This window comes from Cobetia sp. 1CM21F, from assembly GCF_023161745.1.
Taxonomy (GTDB): Bacteria; Pseudomonadota; Gammaproteobacteria; order Pseudomonadales; family Halomonadaceae; genus Cobetia; species Cobetia amphilecti.
Genome location: NZ_JALNTQ010000003.1, coordinates 177,706 through 193,471, shown reverse-complemented (window position 1 = coordinate 193,471; position 15,766 = coordinate 177,706). Strand labels below are relative to the sequence as shown.

The following is a 15,766-nucleotide window of genomic DNA, read 5'->3' as shown; positions in this document are numbered from 1 at the left end:
CACCTGGCCTCGCAGCCCCGCCATGACGGGCAGTCAAGCACTCGAGAAATATATCAGCGACATGTGGTGCACATTCATACGACGCACTTTCGCTGGATTGGCGTTGGTCGATCCGCTCACCTCTTGCCACTTCGCGAGAGCTTGCTATGATGCAGGCACTGTATACAAAAACAGTATCCATACAGTACCTTCATCACACGCCTGCCGAGTGCAGGCACAGACTGATCGGGTCGGCTCAACGCGTTGTCAGCATGTTCGCGGAGCCTAGCAGGCGACAGATGAACTCAGCCTGACGACCCTCCACGCTGCACCGCAGGCCGACGCACCATCCGCGCCGACCGCACGGCATCAGGGGATAGCTCATGTCACGTCTTCACGCTCCGCACTACCTTCAGCGTCTTCACAACCTGCCGCTCAATGACCAGGCCTGGCAGGAAATCACCGCCAGCGACATGATGGATATCCCGCTGCTCGGCAACATCACCGCCGGCATGCCCATCGAAGCCATCGCCGACTGCGGTACGGTTGCCGTGCCGACGCGCATGGTGCGCCGCAATACCTACGCCCTGCGCGTGCGCGGCCATTCGATGATCAACTGCAATATCCATGATGGCGACATCATCATCATCGAACGCAGCGAAAGCGCCGAGAATGGCGAGACTGCCGTGGTGATGATCAATCAGCAGGAAGTGACGCTGAAGAAGCTGTATATCGAGAAGACCGGCGTGCGCCTGCAACCGGCCAACGACAGCATGGCCCCCATCTATCTCAAGAATGCCGATATCGAAGTGCTGGGCATGGTGATGGGCGTGGTGCGCGGCAATGCTGTCACTCACTGAGGGCGACGCTTTGGTAAGATGGTGCCATGACCTATCTGATACCGGCACTGGCGCCCGAGGCGCATCATGAACACAGCATCGAGATCGAGAAGAGCCGCTTCATCGCCTGGCTGGCCCATGCCCCGACGCCAGAAGGCATGACGCGGCTGCTGGCTCAGGCGCATCTCGCCCACCCCAACGCACGCCATCACTGCACGGCGTTCATCGCCGGGGCGCCCAATGAGCAGAACGCCATCGGCTTCTCCGATGATGGCGAGCCGGGCGGCACTGCTGGCAGGCCGATGTATCAGGTGCTCGAAGGCAGTGGCGTCGGCCAGGTGGCCTGCGTGGTGATCCGCTACTTCGGCGGTATCAAGCTGGGCACCGGTGGCCTGGCGCGCGCATACAGCCGCGCGGTGCTCGAGGCGCTCGAGAACCTGCCCACCACGACCTTCACGCCGCGCACGCCCAGGCGTCTGAAGGTCGGCTTCGCCCATGAAGCCGATGTTCGCCACTGGTTGAGCGGCTACGATGTGCCGGTGGATGCCAGCGACTATGGTGCCGATGGCGTGGTGTTGACGGCGGGCTGGCCGCAAGGTGGCGCCCAGCCGCCGCTGGAAGAACTGCATGCGCGCCTCAAGGGAGCGCTGGAAGTGCTCGACTCCCGCGACTGATCTGCACCAGCGACTGACCGGCGCCAGCGATTCCCTTTGGCTCTGCACAAACACGAACGCCATCGCCGCCCAGACAGGGGGCGGCGATGGCGTTCGTGTTTTCACTTCTCTCAGCGGAACTGCAGGGCTTCCACCTGATTGGCGATGGCTGCCTTGGCCTCGGCCAGCGAGGCAGCCCTGGGCTCATCGCCCATGTTGAGTCCTTCGGCATACACGAAGTGCTGATCCGTGATCCCCATCAGCCCGAGCATGGATTTCAGGTGCGGTGTCTGGGAATCCATTTCAGTGCCCGCGTACATGCCGCCACGCGCCGCCAGTACCAGCGCCTGCTTGCCTTCCAGCAGGCCCACCGGCCCTTTCTCGGTATAGCGGAAGGTCTCTCCGGCACGCAGCACCCGGTCGAACCACGCCTTCATCTGCGTCGGCAGGCCCAGATTGTAGAGCGGTGCCGCGACGACCAGCAGGTCTGCCGCTCTCAGCTCGGCCAGAAAACCATCGGACAGTGCGGCGAGCTTGCGTTGCTCGGCGCTACGCTCATCCGCCGGCGTCATCCAGGCCTGCATTTCCGCGCCATCGAGATGCGGCAGGTCACGCTCGACCAGATCATGATGCGTCAGCTGAAATGGCTGCCCGGAGGCCTCGAGCGCACTGACGAAGGATGAGGCCAGCGCACGTGAATTGCCCTTGTCGGCGAACAGGGAAGCAGACACCAGCAGGACATTGAGCGAAGCTTTTGACATGTGGAGGGTCTCCATGAAAGTGAGGCGCGATCCTGTCGACGGTGTTCGACCCGATCCGCATGCACAGCATGATAAATGAACCATTCCACACGAAAAGCGACTTAAATCGCCCATATCATTCGAAAAAAGCGAATATTAAATCCAGTCAGCCCTCTTATTCGACCGCCGACTGATAATGGAACGCCTCGCCACAGCCCTTCAATTCCTGCCCCGCAATCGTCAAGGTCGCCGTCAGCGGATAGGGCGCGCCCTGCATGGAATCGAAGCAGGCGCCCGGCGCGACCACCAGCTGCAATGGCTCGCCCTGCTTGCCGTCAGCCGGGAGCTGCGCCTTGAGCACACGACTATCATTTTCCTCGCGGGCGACCCGATAAGGCAGCTTGACCACCTGGACACCTGACGAGCGAGCGCCAGCCTCCGCCTCTGCAGTGCGCTCGGATGCCTGCGCCTCGTGCGGCGACTCGAGCAAGCCCTGCATGGCCGTCAGCGTCAGCAGGTTGTGCTGGCTGTCGAGACTGACCTGCCAGCCGGGCTCATTGCCCTGCGCCACCAACAGCGGCTTCTGCGTCGTCGGATGAATCACGCGCCGATCATCCTGCACACATTCCAGATTGCCACGGGCATTCTGCAGCATCGCCTCGGGCCCCTTGAACCACACCTCCAGTCCCTCTTCACCGGGCAACGCCTTCACATCACCAGACGCCTGCTCGGCCGACGATGCACCGGCATTGGCCTGATAGCGCTCGCCCGAGGCACTGACGACCCGCTCCAGGGTATAGGCATGCCGACGCGACCACAGCCGCAACCAGTCATGCGACGCCTCGGCGTCGCCTTCACTGAAGGCCATCAGCAGATCCTGCGCCGGAGTGCAGCGCCACACCTGATACTCACTCGCCCGGGGCGGTGGCAGAAAGCTGGAGGGCAAGGTCACGGCAGCGGCCTTGCCTAGCGATTCCGCACTGGGCGGCGCAGGCTTCTTCGCCACCTCATGCACCACGGGGCCCGGGTCCTGCGCGGGGGCCGGCACCTTCAGCGGCGGCTGGCCAGCATCCGCCTCTGAAATGGCATCCTGACTCCACGGCAGGGAGGTACATCCGGCCAGCAGCAGGGGCACCGCCAGAGGCGACAGGCGCAAGCCCGCTCGACCGGCAGCGATCATCCCTGGCGTGAGGCTCGCGGCCCACCTATGGGGCAACGCACGGGAAATGGCAAAAAGACGACAGCAATGACGTGACATGATGAACCCTCCCTGGGCATGTCGGACGACAAGATGCAGCGCAGGACTCTCGCGACGAGACACTGCGGCATGGCTGGACTTCAAGGCGGAGACGGCGGCCTTCCTGGCGCACCCTGCCAAAGTCTATCAAGCGCAGTGAGGCTTGTGGGGATGGGAATGCACTGAGGGTACAAGGCGCGTGCCCTGCCGGCCTTGCATGACACCCTCTGCACAGCTGACTCCGGCGCCCTTCGTGCTCCACTATCTCAGTGATACGCGAATCGCCATGAATATGAGACAGTGTCATGAGCGCCCTCGGGCAGCCGCGCGTTACGATGCTGGCCTGGCAGGGGGGAGATCCCGCTGCCACTCCGCCACTGATCCAGTCTCGCGGGAGTGATTGACTCGCTCGCGGCTTGCGCCAGGACTTTCAACTTATCGTTCTCAACTGGCCTGTCTCCACTTGCCGTTCACAACGCACCTTTCTCACTCAACCTCTCAACATGAGCACCATTCATCATGCTTGAATTGCGCCATCTGCGTACCCTGCTGGCCCTGCGTGATGCTGGCTCGCTGGTCGAAGCCGCGGAGCGTGTCCACCTTACCCAGTCCGCCCTGTCCCATCAGCTGAAGGACCTCGAGGAGCGCCTGGGCGCGCCGCTGTTCATCCGCAAGACGCGCCCCGTGGAGTTCACCCGCGCCGGACAGCGCCTGTTGTCGCTGGCAGAGCAGGTACTGCCTCAGTTCCGCATGGCTGAGCGCGACATTGCTCGCATGGCGGGTAGCGAGCAGGGCCGGCTGCACATGGCCATCGAGTGCCATAGCTGTTTTCAGTGGCTGATGCCGACGGTGGATCGCTTCCGCGATCACTGGCCGGAGATCGAAGTCGATATCCCCTCGGGCCACAGCTTCGCTCCCCTGCAGGCATTGGGCCGCGAGCAGCTGGACCTGGTCATCACCGCCAACCCGGTGGAGATGGCCGGTATCCAGTACATTCCGCTGTTCCGCTATGAGGTCATGCTGGCCGTGGCACGCCAGCATGCACTGGCCATCAAGGGCCATGTGGAGCCGCAGGACCTGTGCGACGAGACCTTGATCATCTATCCGGTCGAGCATGATCGCCTGGACGTCTTCACCCAGTTCCTCGAACCGGCCAACGTGAGCCCGCGCGAGATCCGCAGCGCCGAGATGACGGTGATGATGATGCAGCTGGTCGCCAGCGGCCGCGGCGTCACGGCGCTTCCTAACTGGGCGCTGGCCGAGTACCTGACGCGCGATTACGTGCGCGGCCTGTCGCTGGGCGACGGTGTCTGGGCGACACTCTACGCCGCCGTCAGAGAAGATCTGCTCGGCACGCCGTGGATGGACGACTTCCTGCGTACCGCCCGTGAGACATCATTCGAGGTGCTGAGTGGCGTGAAGCCTGCCTGATACCCGGGCCTCAGCGCTTACGAGGAATGGATACACGAAAGCCCCACCACTCGACAGGCCGCAAGGCATCGATTGGTGGGGCTTTCGCGTATCTGCTGATCACTGCTTGTTCGCGCCATATCACTACGGCTACGCAAAAGACTTTTCTTCAGCACAAACAGAACCGCCCCAGCATGAGCTGGGGCGGTTCTTGACATCTATCATCTCAAGCGGAAAGCATTCCGCAATGAGTGATGATCAGTCGATAGCCTTGACGTTGGCTGCCTGCAGGCCTTTCTGGCCCTGGGTCACGTCGAAGGAGACCTGCTGGCCGTCCTGCAGGGTCTTGAAGCCATCAGCCTGGACTTCGGAGAAGTGAACGAACAGATCGTCACCACCGTCAGCCGGAGCGATGAAACCAAAACCTTTAGCGTCGTTGAACCACTTAACTGTACCTGTAGCCATGAGAAATTCCTCTCTGATTAGCATGTTTGAAATAACGGGCATTACCCGAAGAGCGTGGGCAAAGCAAAACCATGCATCAAATCAGCGAGGCTTCTCGGGGCGCTCAAGGCGATTTACCGAGCAGCACAGGCGACTGAGTGGTGCGTCTTGCTATCCAACAGGGGCTACATTGCACGCTAACCCATGATCACGTCAAGCCTTTTCGACAATCACTTCACACAGTCGCCAAGCGATGCCACTCCAGCCAGGTCAGAAATCCCCCTTCCGGCAGTTGCAGATTCGGCGCATCGGTCCCCAGCAGCAGGCGGTCTCCCTCGAGCGTGACGCGCCGCACAAGCGTCACCTCATCCCAATCGGCGATCGTGGCCAGCGACAGATGATGGCAGACCTCCTCCCGCTCACTGTCCCACTGCCAGCGCCCACAGTAGGCAAAGCCCTCACGAAAGGCGGCGACCAGCTGATCATCCGTCGGCGCCATCCCCAGAGGCTGACGCTCACAGGACACCAGCTGCACGCTCATATAGCCATTGGCCATGTAATGCAGCTGGCCCTTGCACTCGCCCAGCGGCTCCAGCTCGCGTCCATCCGGCCAGGCATACCAGAAGCGCTCGAGCCGCCACGCGCCGATCAAGTCAGGATGCAGTGACAAGGGGGATTGCCGCATGGCCGATTCCTCAAACGGTCGTGATCAGGTGGCGTGCTCGTCCTGGAGTGACGGCGGCTTGACCGGCGGCAAGGGCACAGGCGCCTTGCGTTCCAGCTGGCTGGAGGTCAGTGGCAGCAACAGGCTGAAACGCGCGCCCTTGAGCGACCTGCCCTTGTCCACCACCACGCTGCCGCCGTGGGAATGCAGGATCTTCTGCACGATGGAGAGCCCCAGCCCGTAGCCGCCGGACGCACGCGTACGCGAATCGTCCAGGCGCGCGAAGGGCTTGAAGACCTTCTTGCGATCTTCCTCGTTGATGCCGGGGCCATCGTCCTCGACATCGAGCCTGACCACCTGCGGGTCACTGGTAATGCGCACCAGTACACGGGAGTCCGCGTGCCGGCAGGCATTGGAGACCAGATTCTGCAGCGCCCGCTGCAGATAGCGTGCCTCGGCCTCGACTTCCAGCGCCTCGCCTTCGATGCTCAGCAGCAACTCAGGATGCAGCGGCGCCAGCGTCTCGCAGACCTGCTCCGCGATCTCGCGGCAATCCACCATGCCGAGGTCCAGCTGGATACCGGCGGCATTGTTGAGGCGTGCGTAGGTCAGGATCTCGTCGATCAGCTTGTCGAGTTCCTCGATGTCGCCGTCTGCGCCCTTTATCTGACGCTGGACGAAATCATCATCGACCATGTCCTCGATCATCTGCAGCGCGAAGCGGATACGCGCCACCGGCGTGCGCAATTCATGCGAGACCGCCCGAATCATGTCCTGCTGCGCGCCCAGCAACCCCTGCACCCGCTCGGCCATGCCATTGAAGGCCATGCCGAGACGCCCGAGAAAGTCATTGGACTCGATGCGCACCCGCGTATCGAGATAGCCGCCCGCGATGCGTGTCGCGGCCTTTTCCAGACGCGTCAGGCGCGCCTCCAGTGAACGCACCACCAGATAGATGACGCCGCCCAGCAGACTGATGACCGCCAGTATCATGGCGATGATCAAGGCCGGCGGTGTCGTCTCGAAGCCGCGGATGGGCCCGACCTTGAGCATGGCGCGGTCCCCCAGACGAGTATAGAGCGCCATCGCCTGACCGTGACTGGCCACGTTGAGCACCACTCGACCGGCCTCCAGGCGACTGGCCTGCTGCGCATCGAGATTCTGCGGAATGTCCGGCAGCAGCGCGAAGGACAGACCGGAGGCCTGCTGCAGCTGGGCCAGCAAGTCGCTGCGTTGCTCGGCATTCATGGGCTGCAGGGTGTCATGCAGCGACACCATCAACCCGCGCAACTGCCGCTCCGCGAGATGCAGCAGCCGGAATTCCAGCACTCTCTCTTCGCCGGGCACCGCCATCAGCAGCTGCCAGCCGGCGTCATCATGCGGCCGCACCAGCGGCCGCCCGGCCTCAAGGCGGCGCTGCTCCCACCAGCTGAGGTCAAAGACCGCCGCCGGTGCCAGCAACAACCGCCCATCCAGCAGCCGGGCGGTCCGATTGAGGAAGGCCCCGCGCTCAGCCTCCGGCGTGGCCGCGATCTGGCTCACCAGCAGGCGCATCGGCGCCGCGCCCAGACGCGTCTGGTAGGCCTCCAGCCGGACCATGTTGGTCAGTTGAAAACCGCCCAGCGCGATGCCCAGCGTGAGCACCAATGCCACCAGCAAGGCGACATAGACACGCAGGAAGATGCTGTCGGAGAGAGCCCGGCGCATCGTCTAGAGGTCCTTGACGAACAGGTATCCCTTGCTGCGCACCGTCTTGATCCGCTCGGGATGATTGGGGTCATCGCCAATCTTGGGGCGGATGCGCGAGACACGCACGTCGATGGAGCGGTCCTGGCCGTCGTACTTGATGCCGCGCAGCGCAGAGAAGATCTCCTCGCGCGTCAGCACGCGTCCCGCATTCGAGGACAGCAGCCACAGCAGGTCGAACTCGGCACTGGTCAGCTCGATGCGCTCGCGCGCCAACCATGCCTCACGGGTGGCGTTGTCGATCTCGAGATCATTGAACACCAGGCGCGTCTCACCGGCAGCCACTTCGGGGCCATCGGCGCGACGCAGCAAGGCCCGCATGCGTGCCAGCAGGACACGCGGCTGCACCGGCTTGGGCACGTAATCGTCGGCGCCCATCTCCAGGCCCAGCACCTGATCCATGTCATCGGTACGCGCCGTCAGCATCAGGATCGGCCCGGCGAACTGAGGCCGCACGCGACGACAGATGGACAGGCCATCCTCGCCCGGCAGCATCAGGTCCAGAATCACGATGTCGGGGCGCAGACTGATGATCAGGTCCACCGCCCGCGCGCCGTCATTCTCGACGCTCACGCGGAAGTTGTTGGCTTCGAGGTATTCGCGCGTCAGTGTCGCCAGACGCTCGTCATCCTCAACAATCAATACATGTTCTTGCGCATTGGTATCCAAGGGCATTCCATCCGCATCGTTGGGTCAACGTGGCCAGCAGCTCACAAGCAGTTACTTTCCTGTGCCACGTCGTAACCTTTTCAGGGTGATTTGTCACGAATGATACGCCAATTTGGGCGTTTACGCGCCAGCAGCGCAGGCACCATCTGCATTGACGGAGCGCAGAAAATTTAACACCTGAACTCTTGACATCCCCCAGCGGCAAGGCCGGATTTTCAACCACACCTTACCCACAAGTTATCCACTTGCACGCCCCACCAAACAACACTATCTTGTGTCCAAAATCAGCTCACACCCCATATGTAGGGTTTTGGCGACGTCGACACCCATAGATCATGGCGACGATTGTCAAGCCCCGAAAGCATGAATCAGCGTATGGGAAGGCAGTCACGCAAGGCTGCTGGAACCGTGTCTCATGAACGCTATCAGGCTCAGCCCGGGCGCCGATTGCCCCGCCTGAGCCTGATCGAGTTTCTCGACGACAAGGCTGACGACGACAGAATATCCCCGGGCGCAGGCAGGAATTTCCAGCCTGCGCCCCGATACGAATTGCCCTCGAGCCCTAACGGGCAACGATTCACCTTCAGACGATTCAGGAAGGCGTCATGGATTCCACTTTCAGCACCGATCAGGCGACAGTCGACGTGACTGCCCCCCAGCGCCTGCGCGTCATCAAGCGCAATGGCGATGTTGCGGCCTTCGACGCCAGCAAGATCTCCGTCGCTCTCTCCAAGGCGTTCATCGCCGTGGAAGGCGATCAGGTCGAGTCCAGCTCGCGCATCCGCGACCTGGTTCAGCAGCTGACCAGCCAGATCACCGACGCCTTCCAGCGTCGCATGCCTGACGGTGGCACCCTGCACATCGAAGACATCCAGGATCAGGTCGAGCTGGCGCTGATGCGTTCCGGCGAGCACAAGGTCGCCCGTGCCTATGTGCTGTACCGCGATGAGCACGCTCGTGCCCGCAGCGCCCAGAGTGAAGGGATCGCCAAGCCGCACCCGACCATCAACGTCACGCACCTCGACGGCAGCGTGCGCCCGCTGGATCTGGGCCGTATCGAGACCCTCGTCTTCGATGCCTGCGCCGAGCTTTCCAACGTCGATGCCCAGAAGATCGTCGATGACTCCCTGAAGAATCTGTACGACGGCGTGCCGGTCGATGGCGTGTCCACCGCGCTGATGATGACCGCGCGTACGCTGGTCGAGAAGGACCCGAACTACACCTACGTCACCGCCCGCCTGTTGCAGGACAACCTGCGCCGCGAAGCCCTGAGCTTCCTCAAGGTCGCTGACGAGGCCACCTTCGGCGAGATGAAGGACCACTACCCGGTCGCCTTCAAGGCCTACATCGAGAGCGGTATCGCCTTCGAGCAGCTGGACGAGCAACTGGCCACCTTCGATCTGGAGCGTCTCGGCGCGGCCATCGATCACACGCGTGACAACCAGTTCACCTATCTCGGCCTGCAGACCCTGTACGACCGCTACTTCCTGCACCAGAACGACGTGCGCTATGAGCTGCCGCAGGTCATGTTCATGCGTGTCGCCATGGGCCTGTCCCTGAACGAGGAAGACCGCGAAGGTCGTGCCATCGAGTTCTACGAGCTGCTGTCCAGCTTCGACTACATGGCTTCCACGCCGACGCTGTTCAACGCCGGTACTCGTCGCAGCCAGCTGTCCAGCTGCTACCTGACTACCGTGCCGGACGCCCTCGACGGCATCTACGGCGCCATCCGCGACAACGCCATGCTCTCCAAGTGGGCGGGTGGTCTCGGCAATGACTGGACGCCGGTACGTGCGCTGGGCTCCTACATCAAGGGCACCAACGGCAAGTCCCAGGGCGTCGTGCCCTTCCTGAAGGTCGTCAACGACACCGCCGTTGCCGTCAATCAGGGTGGCAAGCGCAAGGGCGCCGTCTGTGCCTACCTGGAAACCTGGCACATGGATGTCGAGGAATTCCTCGACCTGCGCAAGAACACCGGTGATGACCGTCGTCGTACCCACGACATGAACACCGCCAACTGGGTGCCGGACCTGTTCATGAAGCGTGTCTTCGATGACACCGAGTGGACCCTGTTCTCGCCGTCCGACTGCCCGGACCTCCACGACCTGTACGGCGCGGCCTTCCAGGCGCGTTACGAGCAGTACGAGGAGATGACCCGTCAGGGCCAGCTGAAGCTGTTCAAGCGCGTCAAGGCGCGTGACCTGTGGCGCAAGATGCTCTCCATGCTGTTCGAGACCGGCCACCCGTGGATCACCTTCAAGGACCCGTGCAACCTGCGCAGCCCGCAGCAGCACGCCGGTGTCGTGCACTCGTCCAACCTGTGCACCGAGATCACCCTCAACACCTCCGAGGACGAGATCGCGGTCTGCAACCTGGGCTCGATCAACCTGGCGCAGCACGTCATCGACGGCAAGCTGGATGGCGACAAGCTCAAGAAGTCAGTGCGTACCGCCGTGCGCATGCTCGACAACGTCATCGACATCAACTACTACGCCGTACCGCAGGCGCGTCGCTCCAACATGCGTCACCGCCCGGTCGGCCTCGGTATCATGGGCTTCCAGGATGCGCTCTACGCGCAGTCCATCGCCTATGCCTCCGAAGAAGCCGTGACCTTCGCCGACGAATCCATGGAACTCGTCAGCTATCACGCCATCGAAGCTTCCAGTGATCTGGCCGCCGAGCGTGGTCGTTACGAAAGCTTCGACGGCTCTCTGTGGAGTCAGGGCATTCTGCCGATCGATTCCATCGAGAAGCTCAAGACCGAGCGTGGCGCCGACTACATCGAGATGGACGAAAGCCAGACTCAGGACTGGGACTACATCCGCGAGAAGGTCCGCACCCAGGGCATGCGCAACTCCAACGTGATGGCGATCGCGCCGACCGCGACGATCTCCAACATCTGTGGTGTCTCGCAGTCCATCGAACCGACCTACCAGAACCTGTTCGTCAAATCGAACCTGTCTGGCGAGTTCACCGTGGTCAACGCCTACATGGTCAACGACCTCAAGGCGCGCGGCCTGTGGGACGAGGTCATGATCAACGACCTCAAGTACTACGACGGCAGCGTGCAGCCGATCGAGCGCATTCCGGAAGACCTCAAGGCGCTGTACGCCAACGCCTTCGAAGTCGAGCCGAAGTGGATCGTCGAAGCCGCCTCGCGTCGTCAGAAGTGGATCGATCAGGCCCAGTCCCTGAACCTGTACATCCAGGGCGTGTCCGGCAAGAAGCTGGACGTGACCTACCGCATGGCATGGTTCCGTGGCCTCAAGACCACCTATTACCTCCGTGCTCTGGGTGCGACCGCCGTGGAGAAATCCACCGTCGATCGCAGCAAGCACAACGCCGTCGGCAATGCACCGACTCCGGCACCGGCTCCCGCGCCGACCCCGGCACCGGAAGCCAAGCCGGAACCGCGCGGCATCGAAGACTTCCTGCAGGGCAAGAGCGGCCAGCGCGCCCCCTCCGCCAGCAACATCGATGAGTTGGGCTGTGAGGCCTGTCAGTAAGCGATTGCGCCAGACCCGAGTCCGCTGACGCTGACTCACCTCCTGCCAGGACATGCTCCGCAGGCGGACTGCGGCAAATCCACAAGACCGAGCCCCGCTCGGTCTTGTGCCGCCACCAACAATCACTGCCTCCTGACATTCCCTCGAAACAAGCCCGGGCCTGACTCCCTGTGGGAGCCACGCCACTCGATGGCGCTCGCGTCGTAGAACGCACCGCCCCTGCCTTTTCGTCACGCTGACTGCCCGCGTGACCATCACCGAACACGAGGAACGCAACATGTTGAACTGGGACGATTTCCACGAAGACGAAGCCCCCGCTGCCGAGAAGCCGGCGACGGCCAAACCGGCGCCGCAGGCCGAAGCTCCCGCCGCTGCCCCGGCGGCTGACGCTGTCGTCGCGAGCGAGAACAGCGAAGGCTACGCGATCAGCGATGCCGAGCGCATCGCCCGCGCCCAGCAGGCGCTGGATGATCTCGACGTGGCCAAGGGTCTGGAAGAACTGGAAATGGGTGCCCAGCGCATTCAGGTCGACGAGAAGCGCATGATCAATGCGCGCGCCGACGTCAACCAGCTGGTGCCCTTCAAGTACGACTGGGCATGGCAGAAGTACCTCGACGGCTCCGCGAACCACTGGATGCCGCAGGAAGTGAACATGAACGCGGACATCGCGTTGTGGAAGAGCCAGGACGGCCTGACCGAGGACGAGCGCCTGATCGTGATGCGCTCGCTGGGTTACTTCTCCACTGCCGACTCGCTGGTCGCCAACAACCTGGTGCTGGCCGTCTACAAGAACATCACCAATCCGGAGTGCCGCCAGTACCTGCTGCGTCAGGCCTTCGAAGAGGCGATCCACACCCACGCCTACCAGTACTGCATCGAGTCACTGGGCATGGACGAAGGCGAAGTCTTCAACATGTACCGTGAAGTGGACTCCGTGGCGCGCAAGTCCGCCTGGAGCCTCAAGCACACCCAGGCGCTGGCGCGTGCCGACTTCCACACCGGTACACCGGAAGCGGACCAGGAATTCCTGCGCAACCTGATCGGCTTCTACGCCGTCACCGAAGGCATCTTCTTCTACTGCGGCTTCTCCCAGATCCTGTCCATGGGCCGTCGCAACAAGATGACCGGCGTCGCCGAGCAGTTCCAGTACATCCTGCGTGACGAGTCCATGCACCTGAACTTCGGCATCGACGTGATCAACCAGATCAAGGTCGAGAACCCGCATCTGTGGACCGCCGAATTCCAGGACGAAGTCACCCAGATGATTCTGGAAGGCACCCAGCTCGAGATCGAATACGCGCGTGACACCATGCCGCGCGGCGTGCTGGGCATGAACGCGGCCATCATGGAGGAATACCTCCACTTCATCTGCAACCGTCGCCTCGCGCAGCTGGGCCTCAAGGAGCAGTTCCCGGGCGCCAAGAACCCGTTCCCGTGGATGTCCGAGATCATCGACCTGCGCAAGGAGAAGAACTTCTTCGAGACGCGCGTCACCGAATATCAGGTCGGCGGTGCCCTGAGCTGGGATTGATCGCTGATCACTCCCTCTCCCAGAGACAGGCACGCGACTGACGCCTGCCTCTGCTGAGCACCCCAACGGGCCATGTCATTGATATGGCCCGTTTTTGCGTCCAGCGCCCGCACAGGGTAGGCTTCGCGCCGTCCCGACTCTCCCCGGCTTCACGTGAAAGGAACGAACATGCAACTCGGTATCATCGGACTCGGCCGCATGGGCGGCAATATCGCTCGTCGCTTGATGCGCAATGGCCACGAAGTGGTCGCCCATGATCGTGACGCGGCAATCGCCCAGTCACTGGTCGCCGACGGTGCGACGCACGTCGATAGCCTCGTGGAACTGGTTCAGCAGCTCGAGGCGCCGCGCGCCGTCTGGGTCATGCTGCCGGCTGGCGAGATCACCGAGCAGACCATCGCCACGCTTGCCGAGCTGATGGAAGCCGGCGACACCATCATCGATGGCGGCAACACCTTCTACAAGGACGACATCCGCCGTGCCACGGCCCTCAAGCTGAAGGGCCTGAACTACGTCGATGTGGGCACTTCCGGCGGCGTGTGGGGCCTGGAGCGCGGCTACTGCATGATGATCGGCGCCGAGAAGGCCGTGTTCGAGCATCTCGAGCCGCTGTTCGATACCCTCGCCCCGGGCTATGGCGATCTCGAGCGCACCAAGGGCCGCAACGCCCCGGATGAGCGCGCCGAGCGCGGCTACATCCACGCCGGTCCGGTCGGTGCCGGTCACTATGTGAAGATGGTCCACAACGGCATCGAGTACGGCCTGATGCAGGCCTACGCCGAGGGCTTCGAGCTGATGCAGAGCAAGGGCTCCGACGCCCTGCCGGAAGATCAGCGCTTCGACCTCAATCTGGCCGATATCGCCGAAGTGTGGCGTCGTGGCAGCGTGGTGTCTTCCTGGCTGCTCGACCTGACCGCCCAGGCACTGGCCGGTGATGAGCGTCTGGACCACTACAGCGGTGCCGTCTCCGACAGTGGCGAAGGCCGCTGGACCGTCGATGCCGCCGTCGAGCAGGGTGTCGCCGTGCCGGTGCTGGCCAATGCGCTGTTCTCGCGCTTCAGCTCGCGCAAGGAAAACACCTACGCCAACCGCCTGCTGTCGGCGATGCGCTTCGGCTTCGGTGGCCATGTCGAGCCGCCCAGAAAAGACTGAGCGCCTGCTCTGACACGCCAGACGTGAAACGCCCCGCTCATGGAGATCATGAGCGGGGCGTTGTCGTTTTCGGGCCTGCTGGCAGAGCGGTGGAGTGTCAGCCGCCCTTCTTGCCAGCCCTGTCAGCCCTGTCAGCCCTTGGTGTCAGCCACTGGCGTTATCGGCCGCCGCCAGCGCCATCCACCGGCGTCAGCGTCATCTGTTGACCGCGCATGTTGATATCGAACTCCCCCAGGAAACTCATTCCCAGCAGCACCACCTCATCGTGCATGCCCGGCACGATGGCCCCGCGCACCCCGCGCTGGCTGAGTCCCGCCAGACTGACGGTATCCAGTGTGGTCAGGGCGCCGTGACTGACGCCATTGGCGGTGGTGAAGCGCGCATCCCGCCCGCGTGGCAGCTGCAGGCGCTCGGCCAGCGCTTCGGACACCGAGACATAGGTGGCGCCGGTATCGAGCAGGAAGGCGACCGGCTGATCATTGATCGTACCGGGGGCCACGAAGTGACCTGAGCGATTGCGCGACAGCGTCAGTGGCTCGCCAGATGACAGCGACTGGCCAGCCAGCGAGGCATTGGGCCGGGTGCGCTCATCAAGCTGACCCTGAAACCACCACACCAGCATGGCGAGAATCAGCGCCCAGCACAGCACCAGCATGCCGACACCATAACGGCGGGTCGCGCCGCCCCCTGAATCACTCATCCACCACCACCCCGCAACAGCAGGCGCAGACCGACGGCGCACAGTGCGAAGCCGAGAATCAACGGCACCCCGATCAGCCAGCCGCGCGTTCCCGGCAGGCTGGCCTCATGCGGGGCGTCGAGGCGATATACCAGCGCCACGCTCTCCCCCACGGCGGGTGTCGGCGAGGGCACCGCCAGCGGCGAGATGATCTCGTGCCAGCCATCACGCTGATCCTGATAGCGCACCACGGGCGCATACTGGATCGACTCGATATTGAAGCGCCCGCCCGGCGGCAGGCCCGCCATCGCCAGGGCCTCATCCTCGCTGAGTTTTCCGCCCTTGGGCAGATGGATCGGGCCACGCCCTTCGACGTGCAGCGTGCGGTCGTGGTTGATGACCTCGCCCATTACCTGCGCGCTGTTGCGGGCGAAGGACTGCGCCTGCTGCCAGCGATAGCCGCCGAGCAGCAGCAAGGCGATGCCGATGATGATCAGTCCCCAGGTCAACGCCATGC

At 62.9% G+C, this 15,766-nt stretch carries 14 protein-coding genes; 6 read left to right on the top strand and 8 right to left on the bottom strand.

Annotation, left to right across the window (positions count from 1 at the left end):
- The first annotated feature begins 362 nt into the window (after positions 1-362).
- Together MSG32_RS12200 and MSG32_RS12195 are read left to right on the top strand one after the other, a co-directional pair.
- Positions 363-839, top strand: coding sequence for a LexA family transcriptional regulator (locus MSG32_RS12200; RefSeq protein WP_043333703.1), 477 nt, complete (start codon positions 363-365; stop codon positions 837-839).
- Between the two features lie 26 nt (positions 840-865).
- Positions 866-1,492, top strand: a complete 627-nt coding sequence (locus MSG32_RS12195; RefSeq protein ID WP_248379907.1) for a YigZ family protein — start codon at positions 866-868, stop codon at positions 1,490-1,492.
- Positions 1,493-1,602: 110 nt separating this feature from the next.
- Here the strand turns inward: MSG32_RS12195 and MSG32_RS12190 are convergent, their stop codons facing one another.
- Together MSG32_RS12190 and MSG32_RS12185 are read right to left on the bottom strand one after the other, a co-directional pair.
- Entirely contained in the window at positions 1,603-2,232 is a 630-nt protein-coding gene (locus tag MSG32_RS12190; RefSeq protein ID WP_248379905.1) for an NAD(P)H-dependent oxidoreductase, read from the bottom strand.
- A 154-nt stretch (positions 2,233-2,386) separates the two neighbouring features.
- Positions 2,387-3,367: an MliC family protein gene (locus MSG32_RS12185; protein ID WP_248379903.1), complete on the bottom strand. Its 981-nt coding sequence runs from the start codon at positions 3,365-3,367 to the stop codon at positions 2,387-2,389.
- A 600-nt stretch (positions 3,368-3,967) separates the two neighbouring features.
- Between MSG32_RS12185 and MSG32_RS12180 the strand changes: the two genes are divergently transcribed.
- Positions 3,968-4,879, top strand: coding sequence for a LysR family transcriptional regulator (locus MSG32_RS12180; protein WP_192838628.1), 912 nt, complete (start codon positions 3,968-3,970; stop codon positions 4,877-4,879).
- 237 nt (positions 4,880-5,116) lie between these two features.
- Here the strand turns inward: MSG32_RS12180 and MSG32_RS12175 are convergent, their stop codons facing one another.
- From MSG32_RS12175 to MSG32_RS12160, 4 genes are all read right to left on the bottom strand, one after another.
- A complete protein-coding gene (locus MSG32_RS12175; RefSeq protein WP_043333698.1) occupies positions 5,117-5,323 on the bottom strand; it encodes a cold-shock protein in 207 nt (68 codons plus the stop codon).
- Between the two features lie 214 nt (positions 5,324-5,537).
- Entirely contained in the window at positions 5,538-5,987 is a 450-nt protein-coding gene (locus MSG32_RS12170; RefSeq protein ID WP_216060139.1) for a lipocalin-like domain-containing protein, read from the bottom strand.
- A 24-nt stretch (positions 5,988-6,011) separates the two neighbouring features.
- The gene (locus MSG32_RS12165) at positions 6,012-7,673 is read right to left on the bottom strand and encodes an ATP-binding protein (protein WP_175089956.1); all 1,662 of its coding nucleotides are present in this window, start codon (positions 7,671-7,673) and stop codon (positions 6,012-6,014) included.
- A 3-nt stretch (positions 7,674-7,676) separates the two neighbouring features.
- On the bottom strand, positions 7,677-8,387 hold the full coding sequence (locus MSG32_RS12160) for a response regulator (protein ID WP_043334706.1): 711 nt from the start codon (positions 8,385-8,387) through the stop codon (positions 7,677-7,679).
- A 599-nt stretch (positions 8,388-8,986) separates the two neighbouring features.
- Here MSG32_RS12160 and MSG32_RS12155 point away from each other — a divergent pair.
- From MSG32_RS12155 to gnd, 3 genes are all read left to right on the top strand, one after another.
- Complete coding sequence (locus MSG32_RS12155) at positions 8,987-11,887, top strand: ribonucleoside-diphosphate reductase subunit alpha (protein ID WP_054555290.1); 2,901 nt, start codon at positions 8,987-8,989, stop codon at positions 11,885-11,887.
- A gap of 277 nt (positions 11,888-12,164) precedes the next feature.
- Complete coding sequence (locus MSG32_RS12150) at positions 12,165-13,418, top strand: ribonucleotide-diphosphate reductase subunit beta (protein ID WP_043334709.1); 1,254 nt, start codon at positions 12,165-12,167, stop codon at positions 13,416-13,418.
- 168 nt (positions 13,419-13,586) lie between these two features.
- Entirely contained in the window at positions 13,587-14,570 is a 984-nt protein-coding gene (gene gnd / locus MSG32_RS12145) for a phosphogluconate dehydrogenase (NAD(+)-dependent, decarboxylating) (RefSeq protein ID WP_043334711.1), read from the top strand.
- A 157-nt stretch (positions 14,571-14,727) separates the two neighbouring features.
- Here the strand turns inward: gnd and MSG32_RS12140 are convergent, their stop codons facing one another.
- Entirely contained in the window at positions 14,728-15,270 is a 543-nt protein-coding gene (locus tag MSG32_RS12140) for a retropepsin-like aspartic protease (RefSeq protein WP_248379894.1), read from the bottom strand.
- Positions 15,267-15,764, bottom strand: a complete 498-nt coding sequence (locus MSG32_RS12135; RefSeq protein ID WP_248379892.1) for a hypothetical protein — start codon at positions 15,762-15,764, stop codon at positions 15,267-15,269. The genes MSG32_RS12140 and MSG32_RS12135 overlap by 4 nt, the downstream gene beginning before the upstream one ends.
- Between the last annotated feature and the right edge of the window lie 2 nt (positions 15,765-15,766).

Excerpts from the sequence above, each read along its gene's own strand:
- MSG32_RS12200 (WP_043333703.1), top strand. The coding sequence starts at position 363 with ATGTCACGTCTTCACGCTCCGCACTACCTTCAGCGTCTTCACAACCTG.
- MSG32_RS12195 (WP_248379907.1), top strand. The coding sequence starts at position 866 with ATGACCTATCTGATACCGGCACTGGCGCCCGAGGCGCATCATGAACAC.
- MSG32_RS12190 (WP_248379905.1), bottom strand. The coding sequence starts at position 2,232 with ATGTCAAAAGCTTCGCTCAATGTCCTGCTGGTGTCTGCTTCCCTGTTC.
- MSG32_RS12180 (WP_192838628.1), top strand. The coding sequence starts at position 3,968 with ATGCTTGAATTGCGCCATCTGCGTACCCTGCTGGCCCTGCGTGATGCT.
- MSG32_RS12175 (WP_043333698.1), bottom strand. The coding sequence starts at position 5,323 with ATGGCTACAGGTACAGTTAAGTGGTTCAACGACGCTAAAGGTTTTGGT.
- MSG32_RS12170 (WP_216060139.1), bottom strand. The coding sequence starts at position 5,987 with ATGCGGCAATCCCCCTTGTCACTGCATCCTGACTTGATCGGCGCGTGG.
- MSG32_RS12165 (WP_175089956.1), bottom strand. The coding sequence starts at position 7,673 with ATGCGCCGGGCTCTCTCCGACAGCATCTTCCTGCGTGTCTATGTCGCC.
- MSG32_RS12160 (WP_043334706.1), bottom strand. The coding sequence starts at position 8,387 with ATGCCCTTGGATACCAATGCGCAAGAACATGTATTGATTGTTGAGGAT.
- MSG32_RS12155 (WP_054555290.1), top strand. The coding sequence starts at position 8,987 with ATGGATTCCACTTTCAGCACCGATCAGGCGACAGTCGACGTGACTGCC.
- MSG32_RS12150 (WP_043334709.1), top strand. The coding sequence starts at position 12,165 with ATGTTGAACTGGGACGATTTCCACGAAGACGAAGCCCCCGCTGCCGAG.
- gnd (WP_043334711.1), top strand. The coding sequence starts at position 13,587 with ATGCAACTCGGTATCATCGGACTCGGCCGCATGGGCGGCAATATCGCT.
- MSG32_RS12140 (WP_248379894.1), bottom strand. The coding sequence starts at position 15,270 with ATGAGTGATTCAGGGGGCGGCGCGACCCGCCGTTATGGTGTCGGCATG.
- MSG32_RS12135 (WP_248379892.1), bottom strand. The coding sequence starts at position 15,764 with ATGGCGTTGACCTGGGGACTGATCATCATCGGCATCGCCTTGCTGCTG.